General features: G+C 57.1%; 12 protein-coding genes. 4 read left to right on the top strand and 8 right to left on the bottom strand.

Going from position 1 to position 16,909, the window contains the following annotated elements:
* Window positions 1-121 precede the first annotated feature (121 nt).
* The gene (locus tag CJF39_RS16420) at window positions 122-1,081 is read right to left on the bottom strand and encodes an alpha-xenorhabdolysin family binary toxin subunit B (protein WP_094994366.1); all 960 of its coding nucleotides are present in this window, start codon (window positions 1,079-1,081) and stop codon (window positions 122-124) included.
* Between the two features lie 18 nt (window positions 1,082-1,099).
* Window positions 1,100-2,368: an alpha-xenorhabdolysin family binary toxin subunit A gene (locus CJF39_RS16415; protein ID WP_094994365.1), complete on the bottom strand. Its 1,269-nt coding sequence runs from the start codon at window positions 2,366-2,368 to the stop codon at window positions 1,100-1,102.
* A gap of 912 nt (window positions 2,369-3,280) precedes the next feature.
* Between CJF39_RS16415 and CJF39_RS16410 the strand changes: the two genes are divergently transcribed.
* Window positions 3,281-4,417 (top strand): metallophosphoesterase, encoded by a 1,137-nt coding sequence (locus CJF39_RS16410; protein WP_094994364.1) that lies wholly within the window; start codon window positions 3,281-3,283, stop codon window positions 4,415-4,417.
* Here CJF39_RS16410 and CJF39_RS16405 read toward each other — a convergent pair.
* Window positions 4,404-4,850, bottom strand: coding sequence for a YqaA family protein (locus tag CJF39_RS16405; RefSeq protein WP_094994363.1), 447 nt, complete (start codon window positions 4,848-4,850; stop codon window positions 4,404-4,406). The two genes, CJF39_RS16410 and CJF39_RS16405, sit on opposite strands and share 14 nt — an antisense overlap.
* 117 nt (window positions 4,851-4,967) lie before the next feature.
* Window positions 4,968-6,221 (bottom strand): ferredoxin reductase family protein, encoded by a 1,254-nt coding sequence (locus CJF39_RS16400; protein ID WP_094994362.1) that lies wholly within the window; start codon window positions 6,219-6,221, stop codon window positions 4,968-4,970.
* Window positions 6,222-6,553: 332 nt separating this feature from the next.
* On the opposite strand from CJF39_RS16400, the gene CJF39_RS16395 reads away from it, so the two are divergent.
* Both CJF39_RS16395 and CJF39_RS16390 read left to right on the top strand, forming a co-directional pair.
* Window positions 6,554-7,765, top strand: a complete 1,212-nt coding sequence (locus CJF39_RS16395) for a M24 family metallopeptidase (RefSeq protein WP_094994361.1) — start codon at window positions 6,554-6,556, stop codon at window positions 7,763-7,765.
* A 189-nt stretch (window positions 7,766-7,954) separates the two neighbouring features.
* Window positions 7,955-9,301, top strand: a complete 1,347-nt coding sequence (locus tag CJF39_RS16390; RefSeq protein WP_094994360.1) for an MFS transporter — start codon at window positions 7,955-7,957, stop codon at window positions 9,299-9,301.
* 39 nt (window positions 9,302-9,340) lie between these two features.
* Here CJF39_RS16390 and CJF39_RS16385 read toward each other — a convergent pair whose 3' ends face one another.
* Window positions 9,341-10,336, bottom strand: a complete 996-nt coding sequence (locus tag CJF39_RS16385; RefSeq protein WP_094994359.1) for a GlxA family transcriptional regulator — start codon at window positions 10,334-10,336, stop codon at window positions 9,341-9,343.
* Between the two features lie 277 nt (window positions 10,337-10,613).
* Between CJF39_RS16385 and CJF39_RS16380 the strand changes: the two genes are divergently transcribed.
* Entirely contained in the window at window positions 10,614-12,674 is a 2,061-nt protein-coding gene (locus tag CJF39_RS16380; protein WP_094994358.1) for a c-type cytochrome, read from the top strand.
* Between the two features lie 67 nt (window positions 12,675-12,741).
* Here the strand turns inward: CJF39_RS16380 and mrdA are convergent, their stop codons facing one another.
* The 3 genes from mrdA to CJF39_RS16365 all read right to left on the bottom strand — a co-directional run bounded on the left by mrdA (window position 12,742) and on the right by CJF39_RS16365 (window position 16,882).
* The gene (gene mrdA, locus CJF39_RS16375) at window positions 12,742-14,634 is read right to left on the bottom strand and encodes a penicillin-binding protein 2 (protein WP_094994357.1); all 1,893 of its coding nucleotides are present in this window, start codon (window positions 14,632-14,634) and stop codon (window positions 12,742-12,744) included.
* Window positions 14,635-14,835: 201 nt separating this feature from the next.
* Window positions 14,836-15,624 (bottom strand): amino acid ABC transporter ATP-binding protein, encoded by a 789-nt coding sequence (locus CJF39_RS16370; protein ID WP_094994356.1) that lies wholly within the window; start codon window positions 15,622-15,624, stop codon window positions 14,836-14,838.
* A gap of 16 nt (window positions 15,625-15,640) precedes the next feature.
* Window positions 15,641-16,882, bottom strand: a complete 1,242-nt coding sequence (locus tag CJF39_RS16365; RefSeq protein WP_094994355.1) for an NAD(P)/FAD-dependent oxidoreductase — start codon at window positions 16,880-16,882, stop codon at window positions 15,641-15,643.
* Between the last annotated feature and the right edge of the window lie 27 nt (window positions 16,883-16,909).

Genomic DNA, 16,909 nt, shown 5'->3' with positions numbered 1-16,909 from the left:
AGGGAGGCACTAACAGCAGAACGACTGCCCTTCGCTATGGCGTCAGGCACAAAGCAAAGCTACAGTCGTTTAATAAAATTATTGCCAAGGCGAATAAAGTAGCAGCTCGATGAGCTGCACCTTACCAAGGCTTTGAAAGAGGGGTTAAAAACTCAATAAATTGTTGTGCTTCTGCGGGAAGGTCCAGGTCAATGCGCGTTGTAAATAATTTAAAGGCCTCGATAATGCGCTGGTATTCGCCAACAAACGCTTGCAATGGCGGGAGCATGGCATGGATGGTGGTGATGAATTTTATCTGGCCGTTGAAGCAGACGACGTGTTCATTTTTAAGCGTGATGAGTTTTTGTTGAGCTGTAATTTTAGTGACCAGCCTGTCTCGTTGTTGCAGCAAATCTAAAAACCGAATGCTTTCACCGATATGTTCGATGGTTTTTTTCAATTGTTCGATCGCGAACATGACGGCTTGTATGTTAGTAGGAGAAAGTCCTAGCGCCGTGATGTTCTCCAGCGTTAACGTTATGTCCTTGCCAATTTTTTCAATGCCGCCCTGGGAGAGCACATCAATGGCAGCGGTAAGGGTTTGTCGCTGCTCTTGAAGTTTTACTTCTTGCTCACTCAATAGACCCAGGGCAGCTTTAGCGTCAGCGAGATCCTTTTCAGACTCTTCGAGGTAGCCCTGCGTCATATTCAGCACTGAAGGCGTTTTCAGGCTTGATAGTTGACGGGACAGTACGTCTGTCGACGCGTACAGAGTGGATTTTACTCTGGCCGGTAGATTAGCCAGTGCAGTGTTTGTATCGGCTGTTTCCTGCGCAGTGCGCGCACCGGTTAACAATGCCTCGAAATAGCTCAATTCTTTAATGTTTTTTTCGAGGCCCATCTTTGCCGAGAGGGCGGTGTCACGCAGCGCCTGGCCGCTCTTGTTCATATTGAGCGTTAACGTCTGAAATTGATCATGCAGTGCTGGCAGGTAATTAAGTGTTGTAAAGAGGGCGTCGGCACTGCTGGCGTGGTCGCTCATCAACCTGATGCTCTGCGCCATGAGTGTGAGGTCAACGGAAGGGTAAGTAGTCGTGGTCATGTTACATTTCCTTGGGGGTTAGTGTTGGTTGTCGTTAATATAGTTTTTTTTGTATTCCTCTTCCGCCTCTTTAAAAACAGTAATGAAGATGTCAGCTGTTTTTTCAATGTGCCTCCATGGGTCAATGACGAGTTTGAATTCGGCCATAAACAGCCCCAGGCTTAAGGCGTCGTTAATGGTGTCTATTGAACTTTGCGATTGCTTTACATATTGGTATATGACATTCCAGACATGCCTTAAGTTTTGTGTTGCCACATCGGCGTCAAAGGTAACAAGTTGAAGGTTTTGCAAATACCGTTTCATATGATGGAGGGAGGCAAGGGTTTTGTCTTTTTTGCTCAGTTTTTCAATGTCGAGTTTTTGTGCTTCAGATAATCGGTTGCGTTCGACCCTGACCCCGTCCGCCTCGACGCCTACATAGATGCCCATTACAAGGCCTGGCAAGTTAAAAGACAGCGCATTGCTGATCGATTTTTCTACCAGTGCTTTGTACTCTTTGCTTTTTTCATCAATGAGCAAAGAGCGTGCGTCAATTGCGCTTTTAAGGACTTCAATGTCGGCCTGGACCGAATTGTTGCTGACCAGTTGTAATTGCGTTTTTATTTTGGGTACTACGCGATTGTGTAAGGTGTCGCTGAAATCGGTGAGTTCTTTGTGGACGTTCTGGGTGTCTTCCAGGTTGTTCTTGACTTTGTCGAATATCGTGGACAAATAGCTGCCCAGATTTTTTTTGGTGTCTTTTTCAAGTTCTATATCGGGAAATTTCTCACCTGAATTAACCTCGATTTCTTTTAACTGGGCGAGCGTTTCGACCTGATTGACTTCAAGGAGTTTTTCAAGTTTTTTGACAGAGAGAATGCCGTCATAGAGCTGAGTTATAGAATCGCCATAGACACTCATGCTATGAGCAAAGATCCTGAGCTTGGTGCCAGTGAGCTTCATCTCGTCATACAGCGGAGACCACTGCAAGGCATGGTTACGTGTAAGGGTGAACAGGTCCAGGAAGTTTTTGTATTCAAGGCCAGGGCCAACGTCATTCACGTCACCGTAGTTTAGATAGTTCTGTACATCTTCAAGCGTGCTCGGTAATTCCAAGGCGGCCGCTTCATACCGTTTGATGCTGATGATTTCCTCTTTTGTGAGTAAAAGTCCAGGCGCTCGACTGACGTCATCCTGATCGGCTGCGGAAACGCTGGTTAGTACTTTAGGTGCGTTTTGTGCTTGATAAATAATCTCTTCATAAGAGAGGTTTTTAACCGTATTTTCTGTTGCTGTATTGGGGTTCATAGTTAGCCTTAGCGTATTCTGACAGGCGGGTGATGGAGGTATAAATAAGGTTTGGGTTGCAGTTGTTTTAATGTGTTAATTGAACTCTAGATCACGTCTATATAAATGCCACCGCGTCACCGTTGCGCGGTGGTAGATGCCTTGGATGTATAGACAGCATGGAGCGTTGCCGCTTAGTTGTGTCAAATCATTGAATGAGAAGGTAATATTTTTGCAGTGCTGTAAATCTCACGCTGCAAAATTAGTTGATAACGTTGTTTTTCTGAAGTGGCTACGCCTGGACATGACACTTCCTACGTACTAGGGAGTTATAAATTAAGTGAGGTGATGACAAGGGCTGACGAAGCCGCGTGAAAATCACCTCAACTATCGGTTCTTGGCTTAAGGAGTAAAATGTTGGGTGCTTATTTATTGAGTAGAACCTTAACGAAATAACAGGGTTTTGAGGCCAGGGTGTCTTCTGCAAGCTCCAAACAAGGTAGCGAGCGGTCTTGCATAAAAAAACGTGAACAGAATTACTCAGTGGTTATAGGGGGCTGACGATTCTTATCTGCCAGGGTTGTCAGCTGCACGAATACCCTATGACAAGAAGTTTCAGGCAGACTGTAGGACGTTTCTGGAGATCAATTATGGAAAAGTCGAGATTGAGCGGCTTTCCTCCGATCTGCCCGATGGTGGCGGGCCGTAACGCCTGTTGCGTCGGGCCTCCTGATGAGGGCGTTCCGGGCATTGCGTCCCCATGTCCATGGGTGAGCAACACCGTCTAAGTTTTTTGCGAGAGGGTCGCAGTTTGACGCGGTGGAACGCCTCGCCAGGCCGTTACGGATGGCGCCTAGGCAAAGGGAGTCATGGCCCAATGGGCAGGGTCGACACGTCTGAAGTTGTCCATCACGTTTTGACAGGGAATAAAGCATGTTTCATGGGGTCACTGCATTTATCGCGTTGTACGTCATCGGGCGTTTCATTTGGCCGCTACGGGTCAGTACCCTCAGCAAATGCGTGCTGGGCGTGTTGCTGTTGCTGGTGGCCGAGCATCATCTGATTACCCGAAATATGTTTGGCAGCATGGCTTCGCCCGAAATACCCGGCGAGGTACTGATGGCATTGGGTTGGGCGTTTGGCAGCCTTATCGTACTGGCGCTGCTGCTGTTGGCGCGCGATGTGCTGGGCCTGTTGACGTGGCTGGTCTCTCGTCAACGTGGCCGTGAACTGCTGCGCAATCGGCGCCTTAATGCGGCGTTGGGCATCCTCAGTGTCGGCTTGGCGTTACTGGGTGTGTGGCAGTCGATTCGTGTCCCGGACATCAAAAGCATCGAAATCACCTTGGCGCATTTGCCGCAGGAAATGGACGGGTTGCGCATTGTGCAATTGACGGACTTGCACGCCAGCCGATTGCTGCAAGCACCGTGGATGCAGGCGGTGGTGGATAAGACTAACGCTCTGCAACCTGACCTCATTCTGATCACCGGCGATCTGGTGGACGGCTCCCCGCAAGCGCGCGCCAACGATGTGCAACCGCTGCAACAATTGCGCGCCCGCTATGGGGTGTTCGCCATCGCGGGTAACCATGAGTACTACGTCGATTACGTGCGCTGGTTGCCGGTGTTTGAGCAGTTGGGATTGCAGATGCTGCTCAACCGTCACGTGCTGGTAACCCATAACGGCGGTCAACTGGTGGTGGCCGGCATCACCGATAAGGCGGCTGCACCGCTCAGGCTGCCACTGCCCGACGTAGCCACGGCCTTGCGCGATGCCCCCGAGCACGCGCCGGTGATTCTGCTTAGCCATCGGCCAATTGGTGCCGTGGCCAATGCCAGGCAGGGTGTTGACCTGCAACTGTCGGGGCACACCCATGGCGGCCAGATCCTTGGCGCGCACCTGTTGGCGCAATGGGCCAATCAGGGGTTTGTGTCAGGCCTTTATGACGTGGAAGGCATGCAACTTTATGTCAGCAACGGCACCGGGTTGTGGAACGGCTTTCCGATCCGGTTGGGGCGCCCGGCAGAAATCACGCAGATCACCTTGCGCGCGCCCGCTATCCAGCATTGATCCACCCCAGCGTCAGGGCGCTTAACAGCGCATAGCGAACCCCTTTGGCCAGCGTTACAATCAGCAAAAAGCGCCAAAACGGTTCGCGCATCACCCCGGCGATCAACGTCAAAGGATCGCCAATGACCGGTACCCAGCTCAACAGCAACGACCAGCGCCCATAACGCCGGTAAAAACGCTGTGCTTTCTCCAGCTTGGCCGCGGTTACAGGAAACCAGCGTTTGTGACGAAACCGCTCGACCGAACGCCCCAGCAGCCAATTGAGCACCGACCCCAGCACATTGCCAGCCGTGGCCACCAGCAACAGCAGCGCCACACTGTACTGCCCTGACCACAACATGCTCACCAGCACCGCTTCAGATTGCATCGGCAACAATGACGCTGCACCAAAGGCGGCAATGAACAGTCCGATGTAACTGGTTAATTCGAACACGTGAGTGTGGCTCTGAAAGCTATGCACGGGATAGCAGTGGGCGGCTTTTTAACATCAATCGCCTGGCCTGCCCATAAAAAAGGCGCTGCCAGGGCAGCGCCTCCTGTCTAGGCCAGATCAGCGGAACTCAAACAACTCCACGTGCAAATTCTGCTCCGGCACGCCGCAATCACGCATCAATTCGCGCACCCGCTGCAGCAGCCCTTTTGGTCCGCAGAAGCTGATATGCACGGTCTCGGGCGCGGCGCCCTTCAAGCACTGGCGCAGGTGATCGGCCAGTTGTTCTGTGCCGCCGCTGTTGGCCAAAAAGTGCACGCCACGTTGCTGGGCAACGCTCTGTAACTCTTCGGCAGGCGGGAAGGCGCGAGCAGGGTTGAAGCAGTAAATCAGGGTTGCTTTGTCAAAGTGCTCGCCGTGGGTGTCTTGCAGCCAGGCGATAAAGGGCGAGATACCGACACCGGCGCCAATCCAGATTTCTTTTGCTGCCCGTACCGGGCGTTTGAAGCGGCCGTAGGGCGCATAGATGTCGGCCACCATGCCGATCTTCACCTGATCATGCAGGGCTTTGGTGTAGTCGCCCAAGGCCCGGATGACAAAGTCCAGCTGGCCGTTTTCGCGGTGGGCGCAGGCGATGGTGAAAGGGTGAGGTTCGCGCAGGCCCTTTTCTTTAAAGGACAGGAACGCAAACTGCCCGGCCTTGAAGGCAAAGCCCTTGCCGATTGGGGCGAAGGTCAGGTGCAGCGCGCCTTTATCGTTGCGCACGTTGATCACTTTGTATTCCCCGGCACGGGCCACAAACGGGTAGAGCAGGAGCTTGTAAAGCGCCGCCGCCACGCCTAGGCCGCAGAGCACGCTTAGCCAGATGCCGACAGGGCTGAACAGGGTGATGGGGGACTTGAAGCTGAGCCAGTGCAGGATGACGATCAGAAACAGTGGCCCGGACAGTTTGTGCCACCAACGCCATACGCTGTAGGGGATATTGCGGTTCAGGGCGAGCAGCACGATCATGCCCAGCGCCACGTAACTCAGTTGGCGCACCATGCGCGTCCAGTATTTGGACATTTCCAGAATGGGCACGCTGTTCCACACGTCCAGATTGGCTTTGAATACGAAGTGATAGGACGCGAACACCAGCGCCCAGATCCCCAACCATTTGTGGGTGTCATAGACGCGGTCCAAGCCGCCAAACAGATTTTCTACCCCTCGCCATCGGCTGGCCAACAGGCAGGAAACGGCCATGTACGCGAGGGCCGTGGTGCCGAGGATCAAGCTCAGCGTGGCCGAGGTCAGCCAGGTGTCGGCAGGTATCTCCAGCAACAGTGTCAGTGCGGTGATCAGCAAGATACCGACGAGGCAGTGCCAGTTCTTCACGGGTTTCCTCCAATCATCAAAGCGTTAGGGTCAAGGCTCAAATCCGTCCTTCCTTGGGGATTCAGGCCGCCCGGAGTATAGCGGGATGCGTGAAGACGCCCGTGATCCCGGTCAGGCCGGGGGCAATTAATCGCACTGCACCCAATGCCTTGCCCAGGCTGTGCAATGGCGGTCGGTTTCAACCGGTTTCGCCGCGACAACGGATGAGAGCGGATCTGACCAATTACAGGTCGGATTCGCGCAAAAAAAGCGCGTTGGCTTCTGTTCGAATGACCCTCAACGACCCGCCCGCTGGCGGCTTTTGATCCTCGACGCAGACACAGGTAAATGCCATGCACATGCCCAAAACCCTTCAGATCAAAAACGGCGAAAAAGTGACCCCGACTTTCTCGGCTCATGAGTATGCAAACCGTCAGGCCAAGCTGCGGGCCTACATGGCCAAGCACGACATCGACGCGGCGGTGTTTACCTCGTACCACAACATCAATTATTACAGCGACTTTCTGTATTGCTCCTTCGGACGCAATTATGGGTTGGTGGTGACCCAGGACAAGGTTGTGACCATCAGCGCCAACATTGACGGCGGCCAGCCTTGGCGCCGCACCGTGGGCACCGAAAACATCGTGTACACCGACTGGCAGCGCGACAACTTCTTCGTCGCCATCCAGCAGGCACTGCTGCGCGCGGGGCGCATTGGTGTCGAGTTCGATCACCTTAATCTGCTCAACCGCGACAAACTGGCGGGCCGCTACCCGGACGCGCAACTGGTGGACATTGCCGCGCCCTGCATGCGGATGCGCATGATCAAGTCGGCCGAAGAACACGCGATCATCCGGCAGGGCGCCCGGATTGCCGATATCGGTGGCGCGGCGGTCGTTGAGGCGTTGCGCGATCAGGTGCCGGAGTACGAAGTGGCATTGCATGCGACCCAGGCCATGGTGCGTGAAATCGCCCGCACGTTCCCGGATGCCGAGTTGATGGACACCTGGACCTGGTTCCAGTCAGGCCTCAACACCGATGGTGCGCACAACCCGGTCACCACACGCCGCGTGAACAAGGGGGACATCTTGAGCCTCAACTGCTTTCCGATGATTGCCGGGTATTACACGGCACTGGAGCGCACGCTGTTTCTCGACCATTGCTCCGATGAGCACCTGCGCATGTGGGAGGTTAACGTCAAGGTTCACGAGGCCGGGCTCAAGCTGATCAAACCGGGCATGCGCTGCTGCGACATCGCGCAGCAGCTCAATGAGATATTTCTGGAACACGATTTGCTTCAATACCGCACGTTTGGTTACGGCCACTCGTTTGGCACCCTGAGCCACTATTACGGACGAGAAGCCGGGTTGGAGTTGCGTGAAGACATCGACACCGTGCTGGAGCCAGGGATGGTGGTGTCCATCGAGCCGATGATCATGATTGAGCAAGGCCGTCCGGGTGCCGGAGGTTATCGCGAGCACGACATCCTGATCGTCACCGCTGACGGCAGCGAAAACATCACGCACTTCCCGTATGGCCCGCAACACAACATCATCAAGCGTTAAACCCGGCGGCCGCAGCCTGAGGTTCAGGCAGCGGCCAACCGGTACTGGCACATGCGCGCCCAGACGCGCAGTGCGTTTTGACCCATTACCCCTGCCTAGAACAACCAGAATGAGGGTAGTTGTCATGTCCTGTGTCCCGACGTTTTGCCAAGCCGTTACCTCCCGCACCTCACTCACTGGAGGTGCTCGATGAGTATCCCAAGTACAAGCCTCAGCGTACCGCTTACCACCCAACAGCAGCTCGAACTGAGCAGCGAACGCAAAGCCTTGCGCCGTGCTGCCACGGCCAGTTTCATGGGCAACTTTGTCGAGTGGTTCGACTACGCAGCCTACGGTTATCTGGCCACCATCATCGCCCTGACGTTTTTTCCGCAAACCGATGCCGCAACCGGGCTGTTGGCCACTTTCGCCGTGTTTGCGCTGTCGTTTGTCGTACGCCCCGTTGGCGGGCTGGTATGGGGCCATTTTGGCGATAAGTACGGGCGCCGCAGTGCGCTGTCCTGGTCAATTTTAATCATGACCGTGTCCACGTTTTGCATTGGCATCCTGCCCGGTTATGACTTGATCGGATTATGGGCCCCGGCATTGCTGTTGTTGATCCGGTTGGTGCAGGGTTTTTCGGCCTCGGGTGAATACGCTGGGGCCTCGGCGTTTCTGGCGGAGTACGCCCCTGAGGGGAAACGCGGGTTTTACACCAGCATCGTCCCCGCCAGCACCGCCGCCGGTCTGCTGTTCGGGGCAGTGTTTGTAGCGGCGTTACATGAATGGATGAGCGTCGAAACGCTTCACGAGTGGGGCTGGCGTTTGCCGTTTTTACTGGCTGCGCCGTTTGGATTGGTGGGGCGCTACATCCGTATGAGCTTGCAGGATTCGCCTAAGTTTCTGGAAATGGAGCAACGCCTGGAGGCCAAGGAATGTGCCACCCACGCGCCGATTCGTGAATTGCTGACGGTGCACCGGCGCAGCGTGATGATCGGTATTGGTGCGACGTGCCTGAACGCGGTGGCGTTCTACTTGTTGCTCAGCTACATGCCGACGTACCTGTCCATGGAAATGGGCATGAGCGAACGTGATTCCTTTATTGCCTCCACCGTGTCACTGGCGACTTATATCGGGTTGATCTTCCTGATGGGCAAACTCTCGGACCGTTTCGGGCGCAAGACCATGCTGGTGATGGCCTCCGTGTTGTTTCTCGGCTTGACGTTTCCACTGTTCAGCTTGTTGGGCAACAGTTCTTTGATCGTGATTCTGATGATTCAAATTGCCTTCGGCGCCATCCTGGCCATGAACGACGGCACCTTGCCGTGTTTTCTGGCTGAAATCTTCCCCACCCGTGTGCGCTTCAGCGGCTTTGCGTTCAGTTTCAACATTGCCAACGCGTTGTTTGGCGGCACGGCGCCCTTCATTGCAACCTGGCTCATTCACATGACGGGCAACAAAATGGCCCCAGCGTGGTATTTGCTGGCAGCGGCCGCCGTGGCCTTGGTGGCCATGCTCGCCAGCCGCGAAACAGCGCACAAAGCCCTTCAGGACTGAGCACATGAGCGAGCTTGCTCGCTCATGACGGTTCAGCGATTAATGCAGTGCAACCTGCTTGCGATCACCAATCGGCGACACCCCAAACAGTCGGCTGTAGCACTTGGAAAAGTGCGCGGCCGACACAAAACCGCAGGCCAGGGCGATGTCGCGCACTTGTGACTCGCTACGCAGCAACAGGCTGCGCGCCCGCGCCAGACGCAGCTCCAAATAGTACTGGCTGGGGGTGCGCTGCAAATGCTTGTGAAACAGGCGTTCCAGCTGGCGTATCGACACTTCGTTCAAGCGCGCCAGTTCTTCCAGGCTTACCGGTTCTTCCAGATTGGCTTCCATGATCGCCACCACTTGGCTGAGTTTGGGTTGCGAGGTCCCCAGCTTCTGGCGCAACGGCACGCGCTGTTGCTCCTGGGCACTGCGGGCCCGATCACACAGCAGCAACTCCGCCGCATGGGCTGCAATCTCCCGGCCGCCGGGTTCGCGGGCGATCAATTGCAAGGTCATGTCCATCGACGCGACGCCCCCCGAACAGGTGTAACGGTCGCGATCAAGCTCGAACAGTTGATTGGAAATGATGATCCCCGGGAAGTGGTCCTTGAGGGTTTCGATGTCTTCCCAGTGAATGGTGCAGCGATACCCCTTGAGCAACCCCGCACGGGCCAACCAGTAACTGCCCGTGCAAATGCCGCCCAGTACAACGTGCTCGTGCGCCAGTTTGCGCAGCCAATTGAGCAACGGACGACTGCTGAGGTGGGACACGATCGGATTGGCGCCTACCACCAGCAGGATGTCCAGCTTGGGGGCGTCTTGCATCGCGCAGTCCGGCAGAATGCGCATGCCATTGCTGGCGGTCACGGGTTCCAGGCCAGGGCCGATGATGAGGGTTCGAAACATGTCGCGGCGAGCAGCCATATTGGCCATGCGCAAGGTTTCAATCGTGGACGCAAAGCCAATGGTGGTGAAGTTTGGTATCACCAGTAAACCCACGGTTTTTGTGGGCGCATGACTGACCGCCGGATCTGCTACAGACCTTGCCATCTAACGTTTCCTCTTAACGATCCAGGACGCGTCTAGCGTCGGGGTTCCCGCAGCCCTCGCAGAACGTGCGCCATGACCGGGGCCGAGGCGTTTCTGCGCGAGGGGCGCAGTAAAGAGCAACAAAGCAATGCTCATGCCAGTGTGCCTGCATGATCCGGGTCAAGGGCGGCGGGTGCAAAAGCGGTTACAAGATCAGTGTGAGGAGTTCATAACAAAAAACGAGCACGGCCCGTGCCGAGGGGACCACCCCAAGCCGGTGCCTTAAAGGAATATCGCCATGGTTTTCAAGTTTGCGCGTCTGGCCACGGTCGGCCTGACGTTTCTTTACGCCTGCTACACGTCCGCCAGCGAGCCGATCCCGGCAACTGCCGCCGCTCAGCCTCCCGACCCCGATGTTGTGCAGCGCGGCCAGTACGTGGCGCAGCTCGGTGACTGTATTGCCTGCCACACCGCCAAGGGCGGGGCCGTCATGGCCGGTGGGCTGGAGCTGAAAACGCCCATGGGCACGATCTATTCCACCAACATCACGCCGGACCCCGAGACAGGGATTGGTCAGTACAGTTTTGAACAGTTTGACAACGTGATGCGTCAAGGCGTGACCCCGGCGGGCCAGAATCTCTACCCGGCCATGCCGTACCCGTCGTACGCCAAAATGAGTGATGACGACATGCGCGCGCTGTACGCGTACCTGTTGCAGGGCGTGTCCCCCGTCAAACAGGCGAACCGTGAGTCCGACATGAGCTTCCCGTTCAATCAGCGCTGGGGCCTGACGCTGTGGAACTGGATGTTCGTCGACAACCAGCCGTTCACGCCTGACACATCCAGAAGCGAGGTCCTTAATCGCGGTGCCTACCTCGTTCAAGGGTTGGGGCATTGCGGATCGTGCCACACCCCGCGGGGGCTGGCGTTTCAGGAAAAAGCCCTCAGCGATGCGGGCAGCAGCGGCAAGCATTACCTGGCCGGGGAGACGGTTGAAGCCTGGCGGGCGTTGAGCTTGCGCAACCTGTGGACCGTAGAAGACACCGTGCAACTGCTCAAAACCGGGCAAAACCGTTTTGCGACGGTGTCAGGCAACATGGCGGACGTGATCCACCACAGCACCCAACATTTCAGCGAGGCGGACCTGACGGCGATTGCCAGTTACCTGAAGTCATTGCCCTCAGGCAAGGATGACTTGCCCATGCCGGCAGTGGCCCAGGAGCCCGCCAAAGCGCCAGATACGCTGTTCACCACCCGGGGCGGCCTTGGTTACACGCAGTTTTGCGCGGACTGCCATCGTCCGGACGGCGGCGGGGTCAAAGGCATGTTCCCACCGCTTAACGGCAACCCCGGCATCACGGCGGCCAACCCGACCTCCTTGCTGCATATCACCCTGACCGGCTGGCAAACCGCCGAGACTGCAACCCATCCGCGGGTCTGGACCATGCCCGGATTTGCCCGGCTGGCCGATGACGAGATTGCCGAGATCCTGAGTTTTGTTCGCAGCAGTTGGGGCAATGACGCACCGGCGATCAACCCCGCGCAAGTGGCCAGCCTGCGCAAACAGTTGAACCCGGACACCGCGAACGCCTCGGCCTTTGTCACACCGCGCCTGGCCAACCTGCTGACAGCGTCGAATGCCGATCAAGTGGTGCGCGGCATGCGCCTGCACCTGCACCTGCAAACCAAAGCCTTGTTACCGGACAACGTGGGCAATGCGCTGAACTGCACCAGTTGCCACTTGAACGCGGGCACGGTAGCGGACGGTTCGCCGTTTATTGGTGTCTCGGCATTCTTCCCCGGTTATGCGCCGCGCGCAGGCAAACAGATCACGCTGGAAGATCGCATCAATGGCTGTTTCCGTCGTTCCATGGACGGCAAGCCGCTGCCCGTGACATCCCCCGACATGCAGGCCATGGTCGCGTATTTTGACTGGATGAAAATGAACACGGCGCCCGGCGATAAGGTGGCGGGGCGAGGGGTGGGCAAGGTTGATCCGGCGATCCAGCCTGACCCTGCCAACGGCAAAGCGGTCTACGCCCAGCAATGCGCGGTGTGTCACGGCGATCAGGGCCAAGGTTTGAAACACGCTGACGGCAGCTTTATCTTCCCGCCGTTATGGGGCGAGGAGTCCTTCAACATCGGCGCCGGTATGGCGCGTACCTACACCGCTGCGGCGTTTGTCAAACGCAACATGCCGATTGGGTTCCATGAGCGGTTCCCGTTGGGGCAGGGTGGGTTGTCGGATCAGGACGCAGTGGATGTGGCGGAGTATTTCTCCCATCAGCCGCGGCCGGACTTCCCGGACAAGGTCAAGGACTGGCCTAATGGCGGCAAGCCTGCGGATGCGCGGTATTAAGCTCAACACGGCCTCACCCCGGCACTCTTCCTCAGGAAGAGTGCCGGGGTGAAGCTGGAACGGTCACTCACACATGCGGGTTACCGTGTTTAACCTGCGGGCTGGCATATTGCGGTTTCAGCCCGCCCTGACTGTCGAGCAGCCACGCATCCATCACCTGGCGCACCACCGGCCCTGCAACACGGCCACCCGCTTCGCCGTTTTCGATCATTACCGAGATCACGATCTGCGGGTCTTCAGCCGGGGCAAACCCCACAAACAAGGCGTTGTCGCGGTTGCGTTCAGCGGTTTTCAAGCGGTTGTAACGCTCACCTTGCTTGATCGCCACCACTTGCGCCGTACCGCTCTTGCCGGCAATCCGGTATTGCGCGCCGGCTGCTGAAGCACGGGCGATACCCCGCGCATCGTGCATCACCAGTTGCATGGCATGGTTGACCTGGTCCCATTCTTTGGGGTCATGCAGCACGATATCGGGCATCGGGTGTTCATCCACCGGGGGCGCGCCGTCGATGGTGCGTGCCAGATGCGGGCGGTTCCACACACCTTTATTGGCAATCAGCGCAGTGGCCTGTGCCAGCTGCAAAGGCGTGACCTGCATGTAGCCCTGACCAATTCCCAAGATCACCGTTTCGCCCGGGAACCAGGCTTGGCGCCGGGTCGTGCGTTTCCATTCACGCGACGGCATGAGGCCAGACGATTCTTCGAACATATCCAGCGACACTTTCTGCCCCACGCCAAACATCGACAAATAGTCGTGCATGCGGTCAATGCCCAGTTTTGACGCGAGATCATAGAAGTACGTGTCGTTTGAACGCATGATTGCAGCATTCAAGTCCACCCAGCCATCACCGCTGTGGTTCCAGTTGCGGTACTTGTGATCGACGTTCGGCAGTTGGAAATAGCCGGGGTCGAACACCCGGGTAGAGGCCGAAATCACACCACTGTCGAGTCCGGCGATAGCGACTTCAGGCTTGATGGTCGAGCCAGGCGCATACAGGCCGCGCAGTGCCCGGTTGAACAAGGGTTTGTCGATGGAATCGCGTAAACCGGAATAGTCTTTGGTGCTGATGCCGGTGACGAACAGGTTGGGGTCGAAACTTGGTTTGCTCACCATTGCCAACACTTCACCGGTTTTCGGGTCAATGGCGATGATCGAGCCTCGGCGGTCGCCAAGGGCTGCTTCGGCTGCTTGCTGCAACTTGATGTCGAGGCTGAGCACAATGTTCTTGCCAGGCACCGCATCGGTGTGGCGCAGCACCCGCATGACCCGACCCTGGGCATTGGTTTCGACTTCTTCAAAGCCGACTTTGCCGTGCAGCTCCGGTTCGTAAAAACGTTCAATACCTGTCTTGCCAATCGACTGCGTGCCCCGGTATTCGGTGGGGTCCAGTTGCTTGGTTTCTTTCTCGTTGATGCGCCCAACATAACCCACCGAATGCGCAAAATGATCGCCCTGAGGGTAGTGGCGGACAAACTGCGCCTCCACATCGATACCCGGCAAGCGGTACTGATTGACGGCCAGCAGCGCGATCTGTTCTTCCGTCAAGTCGTAAAGCAGGGTGGACGGGTCGAACGGGTGACGTGCCTGTTTCATCGCTTTGGCAAATACGGCGCGCTCTTCGTCGGGCAAATGCAGGATGCTGATCACTGAATCCAGCACCTTGCCGGTATCGCCCGCACGTTCGCGGGTCAGGGTCATGTTGAAACTGGGCTGGTTATCGGCAAGCAACACGCCATTGCGGTCATAGATAAAGCCGCGTTCGGGCGGGATCGGCAACACATGCACGCGGTTGTTTTCGGAAACAGTGGAGTTGTAGTCGAACTCGGTGACTTGCAGGAAATACATCCTGCCCACCAGCGCGCAACTGATCGCCAGTACCAATGCAGCGCACGCGATAAGTCTTTTATTGACCAGCCGTTTCTCGGTGTCGTGATCTTTGAGCGGGATCGGCTCGGGCATGGTTGGGGTGCCTCACATCAAAAAACGGAAATGCAGCCGCCTGCGCAAGGTGCGGCAGGCGGCGAAAAGTCGGCGCACACCTTACCAGCACGTTGGGTATTAATCCGCTTTGCAACATGAAACTCGACAGGCTGTGTGTACGGGCGCGCACCGCTGCCAGCCTACAGCCGAAAAACGGCGTGCCCCCGCAACAGCGTCAAGTCAATGCACGATTTGCGCAAGAAAGGCCTTGGCCCGGGGGCTTTTCGGTGCGTTGAAGAAGTCGTTGGGCGGCGAGTCTTCGATGATCATGCCGCCATCCAGGAACAACACGCGTTCGGCCACTTGCCGCGCAAACCCCATTTCGTGGGTCACGCAGAGCATGGTCATGCCGCTGCCCGCCAGGTTGACCATGACGTCGAGCACTTCACTGACCATTTCCGGGTCCAGCGCGGACGTCGGTTCGTCAAACAGCATGATTTTCGGTTCCATGCACAGGGCGCGAGCAATGGCGACGCGTTGCTGCTGGCCACCCGATAATTGGCTGGGGTATTTATCGGCCTGGCTGGCAATGCCGACTTTGTTCAGGAAGTGCTGGGCCAGTTCAACCGCTTTTTTGCGCGACAGACCGCGTACTGACATGGGCGCCAGGATGCAGTTGTCGAGCACGCTCATGTGGGGGAAGAGGTTGAAGTGCTGGAACACCATGCCGATTTCACTGCGCACCCTGGCGGCTTCACGGGTGGTGTGGGACAAGTCGGTGTTGTTGATCAGGATGCTGCCTTTTTCAGCGATTTCCAGCCGGTTGATGCAGCGGATCAAGGTGGACTTGCCTGAACCCGACGGGCCGCACAGGACGATGCGCTCGCCTTCGCGGACTTTCAGGTCGATGCCTTTGAGGACATGAAAGGCGCTGTAGTACTTGTTCAGGCCAGCGATGTCTACGACTACCTTTCGGGTGTCCGATGAGGGAGACACGGGCGTGTGAACGTAAGCAGGTTGTGCATGCATTGTGTGTCTCCAGTAATCAGTAAAAGCGCTCGGCGCTGTAGGGTGTCGGGTCGGTGAAGGGATATTCGCCGGTCATCATTTCTGCCAGCAGGCGTCCGCTCACGGGGCCAAGGGTGAGGCCGTGGTGGGCATGCCCAAAGTTGAACCACAGGCCTTTATGGCGCGAGGCCGGGCCAATCACGGGGCACATGTCCGGCAGGCAGGGGCGGCGGCCCAGCCACGGTTCGGCGTCCAGGCGCTCGCCCAGCGGGTAAAGGCGCCGGGCGCGTTCTTCGCAACGGCGCAGCTGGATTTCGTTGATCGGGTCATCGCTGTCGGCAAATTCGATGCCGGTGGTCAGGCGTATTCCGCCCACCATCGGCGCCAACACATAGCCGCCCACCGAATCCAGAATCGGGTGTTGCATGGTGTGGCCGTCTTTCGCGGCGTAGTGCATGTGGTAGCCGCGCTTGATTGCCAGCGGAATTGGGTAGCCAAGCGGTTCAAATATGTCCCGCGCTTGAGGCCCCAAAGTGACCACGGCTTCGTTGGCCACGATCAACCCCTTATGGCTGTCAGCCTGCCACTGGCCGGCGGTCGGGCGCAGGCTGGTGGCGTCACCGATGACGAAGGTCCCGCCGCGCTTGATGAACAGTTCAGCGTAACCACGGGTCAGTCCGCCCGGATCGCTGACCGTTTTGGGGTCGAGCCAGTGAATACCGCCGATCACGTCCTCGTGCAAGCCCGGTTCCAGTGCATGCACCTCGGCCTGCCCGAGCACCCGGTAGTTGAGCGTGTATTCGAGCAATGCAGCGGCATCGCGCTGGGCTTTGTCGAAGTCGTCTCGGGTGCGGTAAACCTCTACCCAGCCGCTGTCTTTGATCAGGCCGGTCATGCCCGCAGGCCCGGCCAGCGCGTCGTGCTCGGTGACGCAGCGCTCGATCAGCGGCAACATGGCGCGGGTGGCCTTGGCCAGCCCTTTGGCCCCGGATTGGCGCCAATACTGCATCAGCCAGGGACCGGCCTTGGGCAGGTGCTTGAGGCTGTAGCGCACATCGGATTGTTGATTAAGGCCATAGCGCAGCAAGCGTGAGATTTCTCGCGGGAACGAGTAAGGAATCACGCTGGCACGCTCGATCAACCCGGCATTACCGTGGCTGGTTCCGCAACCGGGCTGGGCCCGGTCAAGTAACACCACGTTGCGCCCTCGGGCCTGGAGTTGCAGCGCGGTACTGACGCCGACGATGCCGGCTCCCAGAACAATGGTGTCGCAATGCATAGTCAAATCCTTGAAACGGGGGCCGTG

The sequence above is a fragment of the Pseudomonas lundensis genome, assembly GCF_002269125.1.
GTDB classification, from domain to species: Bacteria; Pseudomonadota; Gammaproteobacteria; order Pseudomonadales; family Pseudomonadaceae; genus Aquipseudomonas; species Aquipseudomonas lundensis_A.
The sequence above is the reverse complement of the archived record's forward strand: the minus strand, read 5'-3'. Positions and strand labels throughout refer to the sequence as shown.